We start from the raw sequence: 21594 nt of genomic DNA, 5'->3' as shown, positions 1-21594 counted from the left end.
AAACATAGAATATGAATTTTTATTCATATTCTATTCATTACTAATTCATATATGTTTACTAAACTTCCTTAAATTAAAAAGGAAGTTATATGATTTCATCTGCTGTAAAAGCACTAAAAGCCAACTATTTAAAAACTATTTTAATATATTTGAGTCTAATATTTTCTATTACTTCTATATTTTTAATTTCTTCTATTTCAAATGGTATTATTTCAATGTATTCATCTATGTTAAAAAGTGATGGAGATATTATCATTACTCAAGCCAAAATATCTGACACATTTTTTTCAAATGTAAATATTAATTTAATCACAAAAATAAATAAATTATCTAATGTAAAAAACTCATCTGCAATTATTGTAGGAGCATCTCCTGTTGAAAAACTCCCAATTGTTGCAGTTTATGGAGTAAGTGAAAATAGATTTGCAAATTATAAATTAGTAAAAGATTCTTATCCAAAAGAAAATGAAGTTTTAGTAGGACAATCAATTTATAAACAACTTAAAAATAAAAAAACAATAGAAATTGCAAATAAAACATTTAAAGTATCAGGTGTTTTCCAAAGTGATATAGGTTTTGAAAATGGAGGAGTTGTTTTAAATATAAAAGAAGCTGGAGAAATTTTCAATAAAAGTGCTTCAATGATAATGGTAAACAGTAAGATAAATAAAAATGGTGATACAAATATTAAAAAACTTATAAAAGATATTAGTTCTCTTAGTTCAAAAATAGATGTAAAATCTACAAAAAGCTTTGTTAATAACTATAACCAATTTAAGATAATCCAAACCTCATCAAATGCTATTTCATTTATTGCATTTGCTATGGGTTTACTTGGGATTGTAAGTATTATGAGTATTACAATAAATCAAAGAAAAAGTGAATTTGGTATTAAAAGAGCAATTGGAATTCCAATGAGAAAAATAGTTTTTCAGATAATGAGTGAAAGTTTTATCCTTGGTTTTTTTAGTTTTATTTCTGCTTTTGTTTTATCACATATAGTTTTATATTTTATAAAAAATTCTTCTTCTCTTCAAGGTTATGTAAATGGTGAAATATCAACAAATTTAAGTCTTTATATTTTTGCTACTTCAATTATTATGGCTATGTTAGGAGCTGTTATTCCCGCACTAAATGCAGCCAAAATAGATCCCGTTATTTTAATTCAAGGAAATAAAATATGATAAAAGCAATAAATATATCACATTCTTATTCAAATGATATTGCTTTACAAAATATTGATTTTGAAGTTAAAAAAGGTGAGTTTGTAGCTATTATAGGAGAAAGTGGGAGTGGTAAGTCAACTTTACTTTCTATACTTTCAACTCTTTTAAAACCCACATCTGGTGAAATCTTTTTTAAAGATATAAATTTTAAAGATATTAAAAATATTGACACTTTCAGACAAGAAAATATTGGTTTTATATTCCAATTTCATTACCTAATTGATTACTTAAATATAAAAGAAAATATACAAATAGCAAATGAACATGCGAGAGATAAAGAGATTGAAGAGTTATTAGAACTTTTAGGAATTAAAAATATCATAAATAAATATCCAAATGAAATTTCTGGAGGACAAAGACAAAGAGCTGCAATTGCCAGAGCTTTGATAAATAAACCAAAGGTAATTTTTGCAGATGAACCAACAGGAAATTTAGACTCAAAAAATTCTCAAAATGTATTTGATATTTTTAAAAAACTATCAAAAGAAGGAACTACAATAATAGTAGCAACTCATGATATAAACTTATCTTCAAAAGCAGACAGAATAGTGGAGGTAAAAGATGGACAACTTTAATACTTTTATACAAACACATTTTAAAATATCTCTAATATTTTTTGGTATTGGTTTAATTTTTGGACTTTTTTATTCAATAAATTTATTAGGTTTTTCTATTAATTCTCAAACACTATTACCTACAAATTTAAGAGCTTTGCACATAAGTCTAATGCTTTATGGTTTTGTTCCATTAATGCTTTCATATTTACCTTTTTTATTAATAAAAAAAGAAGTTGGTTCTTCCAAAAAAGGACTTCATTACTTAAATTTATATACTATTTTTTGGTATATCTTTTTAATCTTTATGATAAGTTCTCTTCTGTTTGGAAATACTAGAGGATTAGCTTTTTACGATTTTCCTTATGAGTTAAATTTTATACTTGCCTTTGCTGGAATATTTTATATAATTGCTTTGTATAATTTTATAAAAATGTACAAAGTCCATCCTATGTGGGTAAAAGTGTGTTTACGAGTTGTAATCATTGCACCTATTGCACTTTTGATTTTGATGAATCCTATAATTGGACAAGTTGAAAGTACAGTATCGGGACCTCATGGAGATAATACATTAGGAATGAGTTTAGCACTTATTCCATTGTATTACTTAATAATCAAATTATTAAATAAAGAAGAATTTATTGCTAGATGGAATCTTTTATGGATTATTCCTACTGTATTTTACTTTTCTTCTGTTTTATATAGAATATTCTTTGAGCCATTAACGTATAATCAAGAATGGTTTTTAGAATATTTAAGTCTTCTATATGTCCCTTTACTTTATAGATGGTACAAAGATTCAAATATTGAGCATTTTGCAAAGCTTTCACTTTTTATATCAATATTTGCTTTTCTTTTTGTAGATATAGAGGGAAATATTCTTTTTATTCCTGAAATTAGATGGATTTTTCATAGAAATGATTTAATAGTAGCTCATGCTCATATAGCAATGGGAATTGCAGTATTTTTTATGGTTTTATGTATGTTTACATCTTATATAAATGAGCTTAAAAAAACAGCTTTTTATTATCTTTATCTTTTAGGATTACTTGGTATTTTCTTTAGCTTAAGTTTTTCTGGTTTTGTTGAAGCTGGTATTTTAAATAGTAATATTAAGCTACTATGGATATTAAGATCATGTTTTGGTTTAATCACATTATCAAGTTTACTTTTTTTTATTCAAAGTAAATATACACTAAGTACTTTACAAAAATACAATTTAATAGGTGTCCTAAGTGATGGTTTAGGAGGAATTGGACTTATTCTTCTTTCTAGTTTTATTTATCCACTTCTTGGTTTTACATTTGCAGGAAGCTATGAATATATCGTATTTACTTTTGTAAGTATGACAGGAATAATACATTTTATGGCTTTAAAATATAAAGAACATCAGATTATTTTAACAAATATAACAGTTATTATAAGAGTTTTTATAAGTTCTGTTTTTTTCGCTCTTTATATTTCTAAAACTTTAGGGTTTATTGGCTTAATTATTAGTGCTTTTGATTTAACATTTGTACTAGTGTATTTAATTTTTTTCTATCAAAAGGACATATTATGCAAAAATTAAATTTTTTAAAAATATCACTTGCACAAATAGCTTTGATTATTTTTATATCTTCTGAATTATCTTATTATTTATTAATTGCACAAACAGGAATTGTAGAATATCTTTCATCTGATATTTTTGCTATTGCACCGCTTCCTATTGGTGGAGTTCTTGGTTCACTTTTAACTTATTATCTTAAAATATCAAATAAAAGTAAAATATCACTATTTTTATTTTTACAGTTAATAATGAGCTTTTTTTATCCAAATTTATCAATTGTTATGCTTTTTATTTTAGGAATAAGTGTTGGGGCATTAGCACCACTTTTAATAAATGAATTAAAAAAAGCTAGTCTAATAGATTTAGGTCTTGCTCTTTGTCTTTCTTATGTACTTGGAACATTTCTTTTTAGTTATGAGGCTTCTTTAAGAGGCAATTTAGCAATTGTTCTTAGTACTTTGACTATTATCTCTTCATATCTTTTACCAAAGAGAAAAACACCATCAGAAAACCTAGAGAATTATCAAGAATTTTCATTATTTATAATGGTTTTATGGGTATTTTTAGATTCTGCTTTATTTGAAACACTTTCACGAGATATAACAATTTCAATTTGGAGAGATGGTTATAATTTTGAAATTGCATTGTTTCATATAATCGGAGTTTTTGTAGCCCTAAAATATAAAATACAAAAGCAGATAAAAGAATTATTTATAATACTTTTATTTGCACTTAGTTATCTATTTTATTTTTTAGAAGAGTCTTTTCTTTTATCACTTGTATACCCTTTTGTAATTTCATATTATAATGTTGCAATACTTAAAACTATAATTAAAAAAGATTTAAAAGTTATTAGTATTTTTATGATTTTTATAGGATGGATAGCATCTGGACTTGGACTAATTATTGCCTTGATGGGTTTAATCTTATTTGTTCCAATATTATTTTTAATTGCATTTTTAATAGTAATCAATGAACAACAATCACAAAAAAAGGAGTTTAATTATGCGTAGTATGATTTTAATTTTAGTATTTACAGTTTTTTCTTTTGGAAGTAATTTAATATTACAAAAAGGTGAGATTATAGCTCATACAAGAATCTTTGGAGATAGCAAAATTGATCCAAAAACAAAAAATATTAGTTCAAGTCTAATAATAAGTAAAAATGTAGAATCAATAAAGGGGAATATTACTATAACATCAATATCTTTGAAAAGTGATAATCTTGATAGAGATGAACATATGTATAAGGTTTTAAATATACTAAAGTATCCAAAAATCAATTTTCAGATTAAAAGTATAAAAAAAATTGATGAAAATTATCAAATTAATGGGATTTTAACATTGAATGGTCAAGAAAAAGAAGTTTTATCAATTGCTACAATTTCTGAACATAAAGATGAAGTAAGTATTTTGGGATATTTTTCGATTAATTTAACACAGTTTAATATAGAACCACCATCATTATTATTTTTAACAGTTAGAGATAAAATAGAAATAAAATATGATTTGTTATATAAAAATAGTCTAATAAAAAGTTTCTAAATAATGAAATTGCCTAGTGCTAAAACAATTGAAGTATTAGTAAATCATAGATATTTAAATGGTTTAAAGATACTTCATTTAAGTGACCTACATATTGATAAGAAAGTTTCTAAAGAGAATTTATTAGAGTTAATTAATATTTGTACAGATTTAGATTATGATTTTGCTGTTATAACAGGTGATATTATTGATTGTAAAGTAGAAAATATTAAAGAGAAATTACAAATTTTAAATAACTTAGCTTTTGTAAAACCTGTATATTATATAAGTGGGAATCATGATGTTTTTTATGGATTAGAAGATTTGAAAAAAGAGCTTATATCTTTTGTTTTTATGGATAATCAAGCAGTTTATATAGAGTTTAATAATAATAAAATTTGCTTAGTAGGTTTAGCTGATAGATTTTCAAAGTTTTTTGGAGTAAAAAGAGATGAAAAAAAGATTGCTAGTTTACTAAAAAATAATGAAGCTACGATTTTTATTTCTCATCAACCAAAAGATTATACTTTTGCAGTTGATTCTAAAAGCGATATTTTTTTATGTGGGCACACTCATGGTGGGCAGATTTTTCCTTTTCATTATCTAGTAAAATTAGTACAACCTTTTTTAGCAGGACTTTTTTATAAAAATAAAACAGCAATATATGTAAATAGAGGACTAGGTACTTGGGGAATTGATTTTAGATATAAAGCTAATAGTGAGATTAGTATAGTAAAATTAATTTCAAAAGATGTAAAATAGAAATAGAATTAATAAAGGTATTTATGAAAATTTTAATTATAGAAGATGATGAAAAGATTATTAACTTTTTAAGAAAAGGGTTAGAAGAAGAGTCTTATACTGTTGATTCTTCATTAAATGGTGAAGAAGGTATTTATTTAGCAAGTGTTAATATTTATGATTTAATTTTACTTGATATTATGATTCCTTTAAAAGATGGTATAGAAGTTTGTAAAACATTAAGAAATTCAAATATACAAACACCTATTATAATGCTTACAGCAAAAGATTCTATTGAAGATAAAATAAAAGGCTTGGATATTGGTGCAAATGATTATCTTGCCAAACCTTTTTCTTTTTCAGAATTATTAGCAAGAATTAGAGTTCAATTAAGACCGAAGAATTCATTTGATACAACTCTAAGAATTGCAGATTTAGAACTTAATTTATTAACAAAAACAGCAAAACGAGCCAATAATAATATAACTCTTACTGCAAAAGAATTTTCTATATTAGAATTCTTAATAAAAAATAAGAACCAAGTCTTATCTGAAACAATTATTTTAGATTCATTAAGTAATCTTGATGAAATAAATATGAGTAATGTCGTAAATGTATATATTTATAGATTAAGAAACAAAATTGATAAACCATACACAAAAAAATTGATTAAAACTGTTAGAGGTATGGGCTTTAAGATTAATGATGAATAAATTATCAATTAAAAAAAAGTTATTGATTTATGTATTCTTTATACAAGTATTTATACTTATAATCTTTTCTATTTCACTACATAAAGCTTTAGAAATATCTACAATTGATAAGTTAGAAAGTACTTTAAAAGTTATAACTCTCGATATTGTCGATGATATTCTTGAAAAAGATAATTTTGAAGATTTGAATTTTGATGAAGAAAAAGAATACAAATTTGAGCCTTTGTATATCAGGTTTATAAAACTAGATAAAAAGATAAATATTATAAAAAATATTTCTTTTCCAGAAGAAATAAAAAGTGATATATCAAAACTTAATTTATATAATAAAGATATCATTATCTTTGATGAACAAGATCCTTATTTAATTAGTAGACTAAAATTTATTATTAATAATGAATCTTATGTTTTAGAAGTTGCAACAAATGATATAAACTTAAATAATACCTTAGAAAATTTCCTCTATATACTTGTATTTATTATTCCTATTATTCTTATCTTTGCAACAATTGGTGGATACTTTATAATTTATAAATCTTTTTATCCAATAGAACAAATTGTCCAAAATTTGAAAGAAATTAATTCAAAAAATTTATCAAAAAGATTAGAAAGACTTGAAAACAATGATGAAATAGATAATCTTAGCAAAGAGATTAATAATTTGCTTAATAGATTAGAAATATCTTTTGAAAAAGTTACACAATTTACAAGCGATGCTTCTCATGAATTAAAAACGCCACTTACAATAATAAGAGGTGAACTTGAAATTGCATTAAGAAAAGATCGCTCAACAAATGAATACAAAGATACTTTAAATACCTCTTTAGAAGAAGTATTACTTATTCAGCAAACAATAGAAGATTTACTTTTTCTTGCTAAAACAAAAGATAAATTAGAATATATTGAAAATGAAATTTATCTTGATGAAATAACATTACAAGCAGGAAAAGAATTAGAAAAATTTGCTAAATTAAAAAAAGTAGATATAAAATATGATATTTTAGAGCCTTTCCAAATCAATGGACATTCACAACTTTTAAAAATTGCGTTAAAGAACATAATTAAAAATGCAATAATCTTTAGTTATGAAAATAGTTCAATTTATATAAAAAATTATCGAAATAATGACTATTATATTATTAGTGTAAAAGATAATGGTATAGGTATTGCAAAAGATGAGCAGAAAAAAATATTTGAAAAGTTTTATAGAACAGATAAAAGTAGAAGTAAAGATTCAGGTGGAACAGGATTAGGAATGTCTATTTCTAAGAAAATTATGCAAATTCATAATTCTATAATTATATTAGAAAGTATAGAAAATTCTGGAACTACAGTATTCTTAAAATTTCCAATTTAATAAGATATATCTATAAAAAAAGATGTAAATTACTTACATTTTTTTTACATGTAACCTTAATGTATTTATTAATTCTTCATTTATATGCTCTAAATTTATCTCACTTTTATAACACTCATATTCATTTAAAATAAAAGAGTAGTTTTTAAGATTTGTTTTTAGTTTTTTGTCATCTATTAAAAGATTGATTTTTGAAGTTAATTCATTTACTAGCTTTTGTTTTTCCTTTAAATTTTCACAATTGATTTCTGTTATATTATGTGAAAGTTCTGAAAAAAGATTTAATGTTTTTTCTCTTAACCATTTATTTTTATCATGCTTTTGTGTAAATCTTGATGATATTAAAGAGTCAAATAGTTTTGTACTAACTGAACCTAGTATCGCATTTCCTGCTACTGTATTAACTAAAGCTAGAGCTGACATGTTTTTCCTTATTGATATTAATTATCAAATATTACGCAATAAAAACTTAACCCTTTATTAAAATGATACTAACTATCATTAATATTATGTTAAGTGCATAAACTGTATTATTCTGACAATAATTATTAGAGGCAATAATATGAAAAATGAAAATAGCATTGAAAACTCAATGTTTTATAGAAACAATAAGAAAATACAAAATAATTTGTGGAAAGTTTATACATTAGGATTGATAGTTAGTATAGCAGTAGTTGTTATAAAAGGTATTAACTAATGGAGAATAAGTATGAAATTGATTTTGATGATTTTTTAAAGAATTTTAAAAAACAAATATCAAATAAAGGGTATAAAAACTCTATTCAAAAAGATTATATTCTAAAAATTCTTTTTTTTATGGATGAGCATTTAACAGCAGAGCAAATTAATGCAAAAGTAAAAATGGAATATAACGTAGATATAGGAATAGCTACAGTTTATAGAACAATGAAATTTTTTGAAGAACTTAATCTTGTTGAGTTATTAGATATTGGCGATGGTGTTAAAAGATATGAACTAAGTATAGCTTTACATCATGATCATCTTGTTTGTACTTCTTGTGGGAAAATTGTTGAGTTTACTGATGATTTTATAGAAGAACAACAAATAAAAGTAGCTAAAAAACATAATTTCAATTTAAAAGACCATATTATGACAATATATGGTTTATGCGAAGATTGTCAATAAAAACATAATGATAATGAGTCTGATTTTATAAAAAGATTTATTTAAGACCTTAGAGATAAAATTTCAAAATAAAGGAAAACTTTGATTAATTCAGAAGATATAATAAAAATAGCAAAATATTTTACAATTATTGCTCATACACCAGGAAGATTAAGAGTTAGAGTAAACCCAAAAATAAAAGAAGAGGGTGGAAATTTAACATTAAAAGATATTGAAGATATACCAAATAAAATTGATGGAATAAAAACTATAAAAATTAATAAGATTATTGCTTCAATTACAATTACCTATAATCCTTCAATATTTAGCCCAAAACTTTGGGAAGATTTAATAAAAAATGAAAACATTGATGAGTTGACTTTATTAATTAATAAATTAGCAAAGGAGGTTGTATAGTTGGAAGAAAATATCAATGAACAAATACTCTTATCTCAAAGAGTAGATGTCAATGCCCAAGAAGAAATTACTTCACAAGTTCTTAGAATTGCTGTATATGATGAATTTAAAGCGTATGAAACATATACAAAAATAATGGAAAAATTTGGATTTGTTCAACCATTTATAAACATTAGAGAAGCTGAGTCTAGACATTATTCTGTACTTATTCCACTTTTAGAAAAATATGGGGTTGAAGTTCCAATCAATGATTGGGCGGAAAAGATTGAAGTACCTAATACATATATAGAATGTTGTGAATTAGGTGTTGCATCAGAAATAAAAAATATTGCAATGTATGATAATTTAATATCACATACAGTTGAACTTGATATTAAAGATGTTTTATTTAGATTGCAAGCGGCTTCTTATAATAATCATTTACCAGCATTTAGAAACTGCGTAATTAATCATTATACTGCTGCAAATAACGAAGAATTTAATCAAGAAGATTTAATGCAAAAATTAGGAGAATATCAAGGTTTATTTGATGATGTGATGAATGGAAATATTGATCAAAGCAAATTAACAGAAATTCTTTCTAAATTAAATATTTCAATGATTAGTGGTGTAGGCTTTGGAGGTGCGGCAGTTGCACTTTTAAATACTTATATGAATAATAAAAACAATAAGGAATAAATTATGGCATTACCATTTATATTAGGAATAGCAGTAGGTGCAGGAGCAATTGTAGCTTTAAATAAGTCTGATAAAATCAAAAAAGTAGCAGGAAATTTATTCAATAAATCAAAAGATGTAGCAAATTCTTCTTACGAAAAAGGTAAAGAAACTGTAAGCGAAGTAAAACAAACAATTGACGCTACAGCTCAATGTATAAAAGAAAAAAAAGAACAAGCAATTTTAGATAAAAAAGAAAATGAAGAAAAAACTGAAACAGTAGAAAAAATTGAAGATGTTGAAGAGACGATAGAAGAAAAGATAGAAAAAAAGACTGAGGAAAAATAATGACAGACCCATTGTTAAATCTAGGAGAACCTAGAAATGTACTAGGACATATTGTAAGTGGAGCAATAGCTTCGGCGGTTGTTTCAGGTACGATTAACTATAAAAAATTAAAAGAAAATAAAATATCTCAACAAGATGCTGTAAAAGATACAGTAAAAAGAACTTCTCAAGGAGCAATAGCAACAGGTACTGCTATTGCTACTACAAATTATCTAGGGCAAAAAGGTGGGTTTTTAAAAGCTTTAACAGCCCTTTCAATAGGTATGAGTGGTATTTATGCTGTTGAATTAATAGATGATAAATTAGGAGCTAATTATACTCCAATTGAAAATAATGAAAATAACGCTACAGATTTAATAAGTGAAGGTGAATAATGCAAAATAATAATTATGATACAAATATTGAAAATACAAGAGTTTCAAATGTTCAAAATATGAATAGTAATCAAAATCCATATATAAACCAAACTGTAAATAATCCTTTAGATTCTCAAATGAATCCAATAAGTCAAATGGCTCAAATGAATCAAACAAATCCAGTAACTCCTATAAAAAGTGGATTTAACAATGGTGATTTTATTAAAGGAGCTTTAATTGGAGCTGCTGTTACATATCTTTTAACAAATAAAAATGCTCAACAAGGTATTATGAAAGCTGCTTCAAAAGGAAGCGAATTTTTCCAAGCAGGTATGGAAGAATTAAAAGAAAGATATGAAGATGCACGTGCTCAAATGGAAGCAAATCAACAATAGTGACTCTAAATGAATAATGAATTTAAAAAAGTACATAGTACAAAAAATAGAGCAAGATACAAATTTTCTTTATTAAAAGAGAAATATTTAGATGAAAATATTCTAAAAAATAATTTAGAAAAAATACAAGGTGTTATTGCTGTAAGAATAAATAAAAAAGCAAATAGTATTATTTTTGATTTTGATGAAAATAATGTTTGTGAAAATATAGAAAAAGAATTAGCAAGTTTAAATACTGATAACTTGTTAAATTCTTGTACAAGTGAAGAATCTTGTACATTTTGTATAAGTAATGAAGAGCCAAGTATCAAAGGAATGGCTAGAGCTAGTGCCGCTTTAGTTTCAGAAAGACTTATACAAAATGATATGCTAAAAGCTGGTATTACAACCGCTGCTGCTGTTCCTATGCTAATTGATGGTACAAAAGAACTTTTTACAGAAGGATTAACTTCAAAAGTTTTAGAAAGTGCTGCTGTTGGTATTTCTATTTATAGAAAAGATTATATAGCTGCAAACTCTACAAATGTTATGCTTGAACTTGGTGAATATATTGAAGAAACTACAGTTCATAAAAGTGATGATTTATTAAAAGAACTTTCAAAACCAAATGTTGAAGAAGCATGGGTTGAAAGAGAAGTTGATGGAAAAACAAGCGAAGTATTAATAAAAAGTGTAGATATACAAATCGGTGATATTGTTATTGTAGGTATTGGAAATACAGTGCCTATTGATGGACATATTATAGATGGAAGTGCAAGTGTAAATGAAGTTTCTATGACAGGTGAAGCTGAACCTGTTATAAAACAAAGAGGTGATAGAGTTATTTCTGGAACTATTATAGAAGATGGAAGATTACGAGTTTGGGCTGAGTATGTAGGTACTAATACAGCTACACAAAGAATTAAACATTATATTGAAAGTTCATTAAATGAAAAATCATCTGTACAACTAAAAGCAACAAAATTAGCTGATAGCCTAGTTCCTGTAACATTGGGATTAGCTGCAACTTCTTATGTATTTACAAAAGATTTTGAAAGAACAGCTTCTATTTTACAAGCTGATTATTCTTGTGCTTTAAAACTTGCAACACCAGTTGCTTTTAAATCTACTATTTCAAAAGCAGGTCATAATGGTATTATGATAAAAGGTGCAAAATCAATTGAAGCTTTATATAATGCTGATACTTTTGTTTTTGATAAAACAGGAACATTAACAGCAGGTCAATTAGAAGTAATTTCAGTTGAATCTTATGATGATAATTGGGATAAAGAAAAAATCTTAAATCTTACAGCTTCAACAGAAGAACACTATTTTCATCCAGTAGCAGAAGCAGTTGTAAAAGCTGCAAAAGAGAATGGTTTTGTTCATATGCACCATGAAGAAGTAGAATTTATCGTAGCTCATGGCGTTAAAACAGAAGTTGATAAAAAACAAGTAGTTATTGGAAGTAGACACTTTTTAGAAGATGACGAAAAAATAGATTTTTCACAACACAAAGATAAAATTGAAAAATCATTAAGTCAAGGTCATACACTATTATATGTAGGTTTTGATGGTAAGCTTTTAGGAACAATTACACTTGCTGATAATTTAAGAGAAAATTCAAAAGAAGCAATATCTAAGCTTAGAGAACTTGGTGTAAAAAATATTGTTATGCTAACAGGCGATACTAAGAAAAAAGCTGAAATGATTGCAAAAGAATTAGGAATTGATGAAGTAAGATCAGAACTTTTACCAACAGATAAAGCAACAATAATAAAAGAGCTTATAACCGAGGGTAAAAATGTAGCCTTTGTAGGTGATGGAATAAATGATGCACCAGCATTGATTTCTGCTCATGTAGGAATTTCAATGAGTCGTGGGGCTGATATAGCAAAAGCTACTGCTGATGTTTCTTTATTAAAAGATGATATTTATGCAGTTGTTGAAGCAAAAGAATTAGCAAATAAAACAATGAAATTAATAGGTAATAACTTTAATGCAACAGTAGGTATAAACTCTGCAATATTAGCAGGAGCTACATTTGGATTGTTTTCACCAATCGTAACAGCTGTTTTACATAATGGTACAACTATTGGATTATTATTAAACTCAATAAAAGGAGTAAAATAAATATGAAATTTGATAAAGAATTACAAAGAGAAACTGCCAAAATTGGAATGACAGCGACTCTTGGTGTTACAGTTGTAACATCGTTATTTATGAAAAATAAAGCTGCAAAAAAAGCTCATATCATTGGTGGTGTGGCTTTTTGTGGTTTTACTTTATGGCATACTTTATTATATGATTCAAAAAAGAAGAAAGTAAATAAAGTATTAGAAGAGAAAAGAGAAATAGAAAATAAAGATATAATCCCAGAAATTTGATAAATGATAATTAATATCAGAATCGTATAAGTTTCTTTTTGATAAAATTATTGATAATTATTATTAAAAAGGAATTTCATGGGATTTTTATTACCACTAGCTACAATATTAACAGCCGCAATAACTGCAAAAACAATTACTAAAACATCTAAAAAAATGATAAAAAGAAGAAATAGAACAGACAAACTTTAATCTATTATAAGCCTTATGAAGAAAACTTAATGGTGTTTCTTCATAACCTATATTAAATCTCAAAAACACATTAATAAATTTAAAAATTCTTTTAAAAATACTAATCAATTAAGATAATTATTATCAATATTAATATATAATCAGATTATGTTTAATAAAATCTCATTAGTCACATCATTAGTAATTGTATCAATTGTTCATCTTTCTGCTTTTGCTTTATATAAACCTGAGCCTAAAAAAGAAGTGGCATTAGAAAAGCCTCAAGCTAACAGTATTTCTCTACGAAAAGTTACTTTAAAGAAAAAAGAAATCCAAAAGAAACCTGTAGTAGAAGAGGTTAAGAAAGTACAAGTAAAGAAAGAAGTTAAAAAGATTGTAAAAAAAGCTAAAAGAAAAGTTGCAAAAAAAGTTAAGAAAAAAGTTGTAAAAAAGAAACCTATAAAAAAACCAGTTGAAAAACCAATTAAAAAAGAGGTAAAAAAACCTGCACCTCAAGTTGTCCCTCAAACTGTAGCAAAGGTTCCTAAAATTACTAAAAAAGTTGTTGTTTCTCCTGCTACAAAAGAGCTAATAAAAAATGCATATTTGTTAAAAGTTAAGAGAAAAATAGAACAAAATAAGGTTTATCCAAAAAGTGCGAAAAGATTAAGACAGGAAGGGAAAGTTCGTGTTTCATTTCTTATTACAAAAAATGGAAATATAAGAAACATAAAAATTGTAGGAAAATCTTCTTATAAAAGACTAAATAATGCTTCTTTAGAATTACTTAAAAAAATTGCAAGATTTGAAGCAATTCCAAAAGAATTAGAAAAAAATAGTTGGACAATTGAAGTTCCAATAAATTATTCAATAATTAATTAAAAATAGGAGAGTTAATGGTAGAGTTAATAGATTATATCAATCGAGGTGGTGTGATTGTATATATTTTAATTGGGTTAAATATAATTGGATTTACAATTATGTTTTGGAAGTTAATTATTATAACAATTGCAAAATTTAACAAAGATAGAGTTGTTAAAAGAATCATAGAGTCAATGGAAAAAAGTAATGATAAGTATGAAGTAAAAACCCTTGATAATGCCTTGGATAAATATGTAAAAGGTTTAGAAAGTGGTTTAAATACTGTTAAAATTATTGCTTCTATTGCTCCTTTACTTGGTTTATTAGGAACAGTTGTTGGTGTTTTAAATTCATTTGATTCTATTTCAAAATCTGGTTTAGGAGATCCAAGCGTTTTCTCAACTGGTATTTCAATAGCACTTATTACAACAGTTGCTGGTTTAATTGTTGCAATTCCTCATTATGTTGGATATAACTATTTAGTAGGGTTTATTGACAAATTAGAACATAAAATTGAAGAGAAAGTTATAACTAAGATATGAGAAGAAAACCAAGAGAAACAATTACACCAGATATTACGCCGTTAATTGATGTTGTTTTTATCTTACTTATATTTTTTATAGTTTCATCAGTTTTTAAAAAAGAAGAACTAGCATTGGTTTTAAACTTACCATCTTCAAAAGCACAAGAACTAGAAGTAGAACCAAAAGAAATTTCTTTAGAAATAAGTAAAGATAAACTAGCAATTTATGGAAAAGAAGTTAGTATTGAAGAACTAGATTTAAAACTAGCAGAAATAAAAGATAAAAAGAAAAATATTATTGTAAGAATAGATAAAGATGTAATCTATGAAAAAATAGTAAAAGTTTTAGATAACTTACAAAAATATGAATTAAATAACCTTTCATTAGTAACAAAAAAAGATTAAGATAACTCTGGAAGTGTTCGATAAACTGTGTAAACCCAGCTTACTTTGTGTATTTTCCCATAATTTAATTGAAAATATGCAAAGTTAGCTGAATTTATAAGGAATTGAAGACTTTTATTTTAATTGTAAATTTAGCTCCAGTGTTTCTTGCATTCTTATATATATAATCTTCATTGGAAACTAAAAGATTACCTTTTAAATGATTTTCTATAATTTCTTTGCTCATATATAATCCAATACCTGTTCCTTGTGCTTTATGTTTTGTCGTAAAATAAGGTTCAAATATTCTATTTATAATATTTTTTTGAATACCACCTGCATTATCTAGAATTTCAATATATGAAATATTGTCTTTTATATATGTAGTAATAAATATTAATCTTTTACCATCTTCTTTTTTTACTAATTCATCTCTTGCATTATTAAGTATATTTATTAAAACTTGTATTAACTCATTTTCTATTGATAATAAGTTAAAATCTTCTATGTTTTTAATTATTTCTATTTCTTTTGATACAAATTGTGCATTTATTAAGTTTAATGTTTTATTTAAAGTATTAGAGATAGTAAATTCAGTAACTTTATTATTGCTAGGATCAAAAAAACCTCTAAAATCTTCAATTGTAGTAGAAAGATGTTGGGCTGAATTATTAATAGCAGTTAATGAAAAAATTAGTTCATTATCAGATAAACAATTCATTTGTTTTTGTAGTTTTATACCTGTAGCAGCAGTTGAAATTACGGATAAAGGCTGTCTCCATTGATGAGCAATATTCCCTATCATTTCTCCCATTGCTGCCATCTTACTTTGTTGATATAAGATTCCATCTTTTTCTTGCTTTTCTATTTCTTGCTTTTTATTTTCTGTAATATCTTGTATAGTCCCTACAATAAATAATTTGTTTATATCGAGTCTTCCTCTACACTCAATCCATCTAATTTCATTATTTGCTCTTTTTATTCTATAAACACATTTATGTTCTTTTCCTGTATCAATACATTTATTTAATGAATCTTCAAAACAAATTTTATCTTCTTCTAACATTATACCTTTCAAAAATTCAGGTCCAAATTTATCTTTATCTTTTTTATCAATACCAAATATACGAATGATTTCATTTGACCAATAAGCTTTCCTTGTTTTTATATTTAATTTCCAATCTCCAAGATGAGCAACTTCTTGGGCTCTTATTAAAGTCTCTTTTTGTTGCTGATTTTTTAGTATCTGTATTTCTAAACTTTCTTTGTATTCTAGAAATTTCTTTTTTAGCAAGTTTGATAGAAATATTGATATTATTAAAAATAAAGCAGTCATAATAATAGTAGTTATTAAAGTAATAAAAATTTGTTCATCATAATATTTTTCTATTTCTTTTTGTTTTTCTTTAATTTCTAAATCTAAATTATTCAAATCAAAACCGGTTCCTATTACCCAATCATATAACTCAACTTTTTTTAAGTAAGATATTTTTTGTGAATAATTTTGTTTATCATTTCTTAAAGCATATTCTATATATAAATTTTCTTTCTTAGAATTAGTAAAGTCATTATATACTTTACTAAATAAAGTTTCATTTTCCATATCCGTAACATTAGTAAACGCAGTTCTCGTTAGTAAAAAATCACCTTCTTTATTAATTACAAAAATATATTCTGCATTTTTATATTGATTTTCTTTTATATGTTTTAATATCTCATATTTTACTTCTTGTTGGAAATCATCAACATATTCTCCCACGGCAATAAACCAATTATAAGGTTCAAATTTTTTTATAAATCCAATTTTTTTATATTCAATTTTTGTTCCATTAGGTTTAGGATACATCCACGTTTGATATCCTTCACCTTTTTTGCTATTTGCTATTTTAATGGATTCTTGTATACTAAAATTACCATTTCTATCTTGGGTATAAAAACTATTTTCCCCTTCTAGTTCAGGATTTATTGGATGAAAAATACCAATTCCTTTTAAATCATGAATAAAATAGTATCCACTTTCATTCTTAAATTTCATATTTTCTAAGGCTGTTTTTATTATTAAAGTTATTTCTTCTTTTGTTCTTGTTTTTTTAAATTTATTATATATTGAAGACATCATACTGTGGGCATTATAGACTTGTTGTTTTATTTCTTCTTTTAGAAAATCGTTAGAAAGACGATTTTTATTATTAATATATTCAAAAATGATATTTATATTATTTTCGATAATATCTTTATTAGAATGTATATATTCTTTTTTAATTCTTTCTTTTTCTTTCTTTAAATTATTTGTATAGTTAAAAGAGATGTTAAGTGTAGTTAAAATTGATGCTATGATAATAAATATTAATGGAACATACTTTATTATTCTTAATATAACATCAACATTTGAAATTTTTTGCAAAATATACCTTCTTTTAAAATAGATTTTTAATATCATAATTATTACTTTTAATTGTTAGGAAGTGGTTAGGAAAAATTAAATAGGTTAATAAAATGAACAAAGTATGTCATGAAATGAAAGTAGGGGGAAGTACCAAATTATTTTTATAAAGCAGTTTTATAGACAGAATGAATATGGAGCTATGAGTACTTCTGCTTTACTTATAAATTATAATTTAAATTATTTATCAGAATAAAAATCATGCAAGATTTTTTTTCCTTTTTTTATTTGGCATGAAATAATTCTGAGTTCTTCATCTAAGTCATCTAATTCTTTTTTTGTTCTTAGTTTTTTTTCATTTTTAAGAGAATTTGTGATACTTTTTTTTCTAGTATTGAGCTTTTTTAAAAGGTCTTTAAGAGATTTTTTCTTACCTTCAATCCCATAATTATCTAATCCAAGTGTATCTTTTACTTTTTTTATAAATTTATTAATACCCATTACTTATCCTTTTTACTTAAAATTGAGTCAATATCATCATCATTTATTTTCATTTCTACATTTAAGATTGAAGAATTATCTATAAATATAATTTCAGCCATATCTGTAAGATTTTTACTTATATTATAGGCATAATTACTATCATTCATAAGTGAAGTTGCCATTTTATTAGTAATTACTCCCTGTCTAATAAGATTATCGAGTGTGCCATTTGCAAGAATATCATATTTTTCTGTATGCACCTTTGATTTTGAAAGTAAAAGTAAAATAACATCTTCTTCTTTAGAATTTGCAATATTATTAAGGTTTCTTAGTAATTCTGCTAAATCTTGTCTAATACGATTATATTCTTTTTTAATATGTACATTTTGATGATTTGAGTATTTAAAAAGATTCTTTTGTAAATGTTTTGTATCTTTTATTGCTTCGACTAAATCTCTATTTGCAAGTTTGAGTTTATATAGTCTTTCTATGTCTTTTGGACTCATGTCTGATTGTGCATTAGCAGAAAAATCTAGTATTTCACCGTAAATACCTTTTATTTTATTTTTATAAAACATATCAATGTCTATTGCACTTATATTATATAAATCTATTATAGCTTTTTCCAAAGGCATAGATGATAGAATACTACTTGTTTTTAAATTTAAACCATGAGTAATAATCTCAAAAGCATTTTGATAAAGATGTTTTGTTTCTCTAATAATTGCAATCATTGATGTTGAGGGAAGTTCTAGTGCTGAATTATTTAAATATTTAGCATTATCTAAACTTGCATCAGGTTTTTTTATAGCTGATTTTAATGTTCTATTTAAGAAGGAAACTAACTTATCTACAAAGGGTATAAATAATAAAACACCCATAATTTTGAATATACTATCAAAAACTGCTAATTTTAATGTATAATTATCTTCTGCTATACCAATAAAATTACTAATTATATCAACAGTATACATCATTTGTTGAATAATAATTACTGCAATAAAAGCAGTAATCATATTAAAAATGAAATGAGCTCCAGCTAATCGTTTCCCTTCTATATTTGAACTAAGTGAACCTAAAACTGCAGTAACAGTAGTACCAATATTTGCTCCAATAGTAAGAGCTAAAGCATTTTCATAGTTAATCTGCCCAACAGAGAGTGCTGCTAAAATAAGAACAATAGTTGCATGAGATGACTGCATAACAATAGTTGCTAATATCCCAATACCTAGAAATATTAGTAAACCTTTAAACCCAGAAACTGCAAAATTTGATATATCAACAGCTTCTTTAAATGCTTCAAATCCTTCTTTCATATAATGAATTCCAAGGAATAAAAAACCAAGTCCTGCAAATATATATCCAATACCTTTTAGAGATTTTGACTTTTGAAATATAAGTATTACTCCAAATACAAGTAATGGCATAGCATAAGCAGAAATTTTTACCTTTAATCCAAATCCAGCCATTAACCATGCTCCAGTTGTTGTACCAATATTAGCTCCTAGGATAATTCCAACACCTTGAGTTAATCCAATTAGTCCTGCTCCTAAAAAAGAAATAGTTAGAACTGAAACTAATGAACTTGATTGCATTATTGCAGTTGTTATAAAACCAAAGCCAATACTTTTGTAAAGTTTATTTGTAGATTTTTGTAATATTTTCTCCAAAGTTCCACCTGAAAAAGCTTTAAATCCTTCTTCAAGAGCTAACATTCCAAATAAGAAAATAGAAACACCAGCAGCAATTACTTTAAAGTCAGGACTAATCCAGAAACCATAAGCAAGAATTGCTAGAATAGTAGGTAATAATATTTTTCTTAACATTAAATTACAATCCCCCTAATCATAAAAAATATTGCAGCTGATAGAATAGCTGCAGCAGGAACAGTGATGATCCATGCTGCAATTATTCTATTAATAGCATCTCTTTTCACATATTCTATGCGTTCGACACTTTTTACTTCTTTCTTTGATATTTTAATTTGTTCTTCTTTTTCATCGATAACTCTATATAAATCAACAATTCTTTGATAAGTTGTTTTTGTTTTTTTGTTTTTATTTCCCAATGCTTCTAGCTCACTATTATATGCTTTTAAAACTCTTTTTTCATCTTCGATATTTATTTGTGCATGTGCAATAATTTCTTCTTGTCCTGTTGCTGCAAAGTATTCCCTTAAAAAGCCTACCCCAAAAATTCCACCAACTGCAATATGTGTAGAAGATACAGGAAGTCCTAATTGAGAGGCTATAATAACAGTTATTGAAGCAGCCATAGCAACACAAAATGCCCTTATTTGATCTAGTTCTGTAATTTCACTACCCACAGTTTTAATTAATTTTGGTCCATAAAGAGTAAGACCTAATGCAATACCAATTGCTCCAACAGCCATAACCCATATTGGGATACCAGTTTTTTCTGAAATTCCACCATTAATAACTGCATCATTAATAGCTGCCAATGGTCCAATAGCATTTGCTACATCATTAGTACCATGAGCAAAACTTAATAATGCTGCTGCAAAGATTAAAGGTACTGTAAATAAGAGGTTGATAGAATCTCTTGTATTTTTAAGCTTATTGGCTTTATATAAAACAGTTTTTTTTACTATGAAATAAACAGTTATAGCAATAATAAATCCAAAAGTAGAAGCTGTTAGAAAAGAGGGTTCTTTTTCATTTGGTAAGAATATTAAAAAATTAATAATTATAGGCCATACTTTATTAAGACCTTTAAGAGTTAAATAAGTAATAAAAGCCCATGACATAATAGCTACAAAAATAGGTACCCACTTTATTGCTGCTGTTATTTTATCTTTTCTATAGACTATCAACTTTATAATTGCAAATAAAAATACTGCTGCAATAATACCACCAAGAATGGGTGAAATAACCCATGATATAGCAATTTCACCCATTTTATCCCATGAAACTATTGAAAATCCAGAAGCAGCGATACCTGCACCCATTACACCACCTACAATTGAGTGTGTAGTTGAAACAGGTGCTTTCATTATTGTAGCAAGATTTAGCCATAAAGCAGTAGCCAAAAGTGCAGCCATCATTGCCCATATAAATGGTTCAATATTATTTTCAAAGGAATCAATATTTATAATACCTTTTTTAATAGTCTCAACAACATCTCCTCCTGCTATAAAAGCTCCAGTTCCTTCAAAAATAGCAGCAATAATTATTGCTCCACTCATTGTAAGTGCTTTAGATCCAACAGCAGGTCCTACATTATTAGCAACATCATTTGCACCAATATTCATGGCCATATATGCACCAAAAAGTGCAGCAATTGCTAAAAAAACATTATTTGGAATGGATCCTGTACTTAAAAAACTATAAGTCAAAACTGCAACTAGAAAAAATAAGGCAAAGCCAAGTCTGATAAAATCAATACCACTACTCTTGATTGCTTCTTTTTGCATTTTTTTTACTGTCTGTATTTCCATAAAA

General features: G+C 25.7%; 24 protein-coding genes. 19 read left to right on the top strand and 5 right to left on the bottom strand.

Annotated elements, in window-relative coordinates; all coding sequences use genetic code 11:
• Nucleotides 1–89: 89 nt before the first annotated feature.
• From D9T19_RS00485 to D9T19_RS00450, 8 genes are read left to right on the top strand one after another with little or no spacing between them, the layout of a single operon-like run.
• Nucleotides 90–1184, top strand: a complete 1095-nt coding sequence (locus tag D9T19_RS00485) for an ABC transporter permease (protein WP_121626233.1) — start codon at nt 90–92, stop codon at nt 1182–1184.
• Nucleotides 1181–1801: an ABC transporter ATP-binding protein gene (locus D9T19_RS00480; RefSeq protein WP_121626232.1), complete on the top strand. Its 621-nt coding sequence runs from the start codon at nt 1181–1183 to the stop codon at nt 1799–1801. Before D9T19_RS00485 ends, D9T19_RS00480 begins: the two co-directional genes overlap by 4 nt.
• Entirely contained in the window at nt 1788–3350 is a 1563-nt protein-coding gene (locus tag D9T19_RS00475; RefSeq protein WP_121626231.1) for a cbb3-type cytochrome c oxidase subunit I, read from the top strand. The genes D9T19_RS00480 and D9T19_RS00475 overlap by 14 nt, the downstream gene beginning before the upstream one ends.
• A complete protein-coding gene (locus D9T19_RS00470) occupies nt 3338–4342 on the top strand; it encodes a hypothetical protein (RefSeq protein WP_121626230.1) in 1005 nt (334 codons plus the stop codon). Before D9T19_RS00475 ends, D9T19_RS00470 begins: the two co-directional genes overlap by 13 nt.
• Entirely contained in the window at nt 4335–4874 is a 540-nt protein-coding gene (locus D9T19_RS00465) for a YceI family protein (RefSeq protein WP_162984513.1), read from the top strand. The genes D9T19_RS00470 and D9T19_RS00465 overlap by 8 nt, the downstream gene beginning before the upstream one ends.
• 3 nt (nt 4875–4877) lie before the next feature.
• On the top strand, nt 4878–5615 hold the full coding sequence (locus tag D9T19_RS00460; protein WP_121626228.1) for a metallophosphoesterase: 738 nt from the start codon (nt 4878–4880) through the stop codon (nt 5613–5615).
• Nucleotides 5616–5638: 23 nt separating this feature from the next.
• The gene (locus D9T19_RS00455; RefSeq protein ID WP_121626227.1) at nt 5639–6307 is read left to right on the top strand and encodes a response regulator; all 669 of its coding nucleotides are present in this window, start codon (nt 5639–5641) and stop codon (nt 6305–6307) included.
• On the top strand, nt 6300–7664 hold the full coding sequence (locus tag D9T19_RS00450) for a sensor histidine kinase (RefSeq protein WP_228197932.1): 1365 nt from the start codon (nt 6300–6302) through the stop codon (nt 7662–7664). Before D9T19_RS00455 ends, D9T19_RS00450 begins: the two co-directional genes overlap by 8 nt.
• A 33-nt stretch (nt 7665–7697) precedes the next feature.
• On the opposite strand, the gene D9T19_RS00445 is transcribed toward D9T19_RS00450, so the two are convergent.
• A complete protein-coding gene (locus D9T19_RS00445; protein ID WP_121626225.1) occupies nt 7698–8087 on the bottom strand; it encodes a hypothetical protein in 390 nt (129 codons plus the stop codon).
• Between the two features lie 273 nt (nt 8088–8360).
• On the opposite strand from D9T19_RS00445, the gene D9T19_RS00440 reads away from it, so the two are divergent.
• From D9T19_RS00440 to D9T19_RS00390, 11 genes are all read left to right on the top strand, one after another.
• On the top strand, nt 8361–8810 hold the full coding sequence (locus D9T19_RS00440) for a Fur family transcriptional regulator (RefSeq protein WP_121626224.1): 450 nt from the start codon (nt 8361–8363) through the stop codon (nt 8808–8810).
• Between the two features lie 81 nt (nt 8811–8891).
• Nucleotides 8892–9206, top strand: a complete 315-nt coding sequence (locus D9T19_RS00435) for a hypothetical protein (protein ID WP_121626223.1) — start codon at nt 8892–8894, stop codon at nt 9204–9206.
• Nucleotides 9207–9884 carry a ferritin-like domain-containing protein gene (locus D9T19_RS00430; protein ID WP_121626222.1) on the top strand — a complete coding sequence of 226 codons (678 nt, stop codon included), beginning with the start codon at nt 9207–9209 and terminating at the stop codon, nt 9882–9884.
• A 3-nt stretch (nt 9885–9887) separates the two neighbouring features.
• The gene (locus tag D9T19_RS00425; RefSeq protein WP_205588661.1) at nt 9888–10211 is read left to right on the top strand and encodes a hypothetical protein; all 324 of its coding nucleotides are present in this window, start codon (nt 9888–9890) and stop codon (nt 10209–10211) included.
• Nucleotides 10211–10585, top strand: a complete 375-nt coding sequence (locus tag D9T19_RS00420) for a magnetosome protein MamC family protein (protein WP_228197931.1) — start codon at nt 10211–10213, stop codon at nt 10583–10585. The genes D9T19_RS00425 and D9T19_RS00420 overlap by 1 nt, the downstream gene beginning before the upstream one ends.
• The gene (locus D9T19_RS00415) at nt 10585–10962 is read left to right on the top strand and encodes a YtxH domain-containing protein (RefSeq protein ID WP_121626221.1); all 378 of its coding nucleotides are present in this window, start codon (nt 10585–10587) and stop codon (nt 10960–10962) included. Before D9T19_RS00420 ends, D9T19_RS00415 begins: the two co-directional genes overlap by 1 nt.
• A gap of 9 nt (nt 10963–10971) precedes the next feature.
• Nucleotides 10972–13074 (top strand): heavy metal translocating P-type ATPase, encoded by a 2103-nt coding sequence (locus D9T19_RS00410; RefSeq protein WP_121626220.1) that lies wholly within the window; start codon nt 10972–10974, stop codon nt 13072–13074.
• A 2-nt stretch (nt 13075–13076) separates the two neighbouring features.
• Nucleotides 13077–13328: a hypothetical protein gene (locus tag D9T19_RS00405; RefSeq protein WP_121626219.1), complete on the top strand. Its 252-nt coding sequence runs from the start codon at nt 13077–13079 to the stop codon at nt 13326–13328.
• A 339-nt stretch (nt 13329–13667) separates the two neighbouring features.
• Nucleotides 13668–14381, top strand: a complete 714-nt coding sequence (locus D9T19_RS00400) for an energy transducer TonB (RefSeq protein WP_121626218.1) — start codon at nt 13668–13670, stop codon at nt 14379–14381.
• Nucleotides 14382–14395: 14 nt separating this feature from the next.
• Nucleotides 14396–14902, top strand: a complete 507-nt coding sequence (locus D9T19_RS00395) for a MotA/TolQ/ExbB proton channel family protein (RefSeq protein WP_121626217.1) — start codon at nt 14396–14398, stop codon at nt 14900–14902.
• A complete protein-coding gene (locus tag D9T19_RS00390; RefSeq protein ID WP_121626216.1) occupies nt 14899–15288 on the top strand; it encodes an ExbD/TolR family protein in 390 nt (129 codons plus the stop codon). The genes D9T19_RS00395 and D9T19_RS00390 overlap by 4 nt, the downstream gene beginning before the upstream one ends.
• Before the next feature lie 94 nt (nt 15289–15382).
• Here D9T19_RS00390 and D9T19_RS00385 read toward each other — a convergent pair whose 3' ends face one another.
• The 4 genes from D9T19_RS00385 to D9T19_RS00370 form a co-directional block, all read right to left on the bottom strand.
• The gene (locus D9T19_RS00385; protein ID WP_162984512.1) at nt 15383–17671 is read right to left on the bottom strand and encodes a cache domain-containing protein; all 2289 of its coding nucleotides are present in this window, start codon (nt 17669–17671) and stop codon (nt 15383–15385) included.
• Nucleotides 17672–17890: 219 nt separating this feature from the next.
• Nucleotides 17891–18151: a hypothetical protein gene (locus D9T19_RS00380; RefSeq protein ID WP_121626214.1), complete on the bottom strand. Its 261-nt coding sequence runs from the start codon at nt 18149–18151 to the stop codon at nt 17891–17893.
• Nucleotides 18151–19959: a Na/Pi cotransporter family protein gene (locus D9T19_RS00375; protein ID WP_121626213.1), complete on the bottom strand. Its 1809-nt coding sequence runs from the start codon at nt 19957–19959 to the stop codon at nt 18151–18153. Before D9T19_RS00375 ends, D9T19_RS00380 begins: the two co-directional genes overlap by 1 nt.
• Nucleotides 19959–21590: an inorganic phosphate transporter gene (locus D9T19_RS00370; RefSeq protein WP_121626212.1), complete on the bottom strand. Its 1632-nt coding sequence runs from the start codon at nt 21588–21590 to the stop codon at nt 19959–19961. Before D9T19_RS00370 ends, D9T19_RS00375 begins: the two co-directional genes overlap by 1 nt.
• Nucleotides 21591–21594 lie beyond the last annotated feature (4 nt).

The organism is Poseidonibacter antarcticus, assembly GCF_003667345.1.
In the GTDB taxonomy this organism is placed as follows: Bacteria; Campylobacterota; Campylobacteria; order Campylobacterales; family Arcobacteraceae; genus Poseidonibacter; species Poseidonibacter antarcticus.
This window is presented reverse-complemented; position numbering and strand designations above follow the sequence as displayed.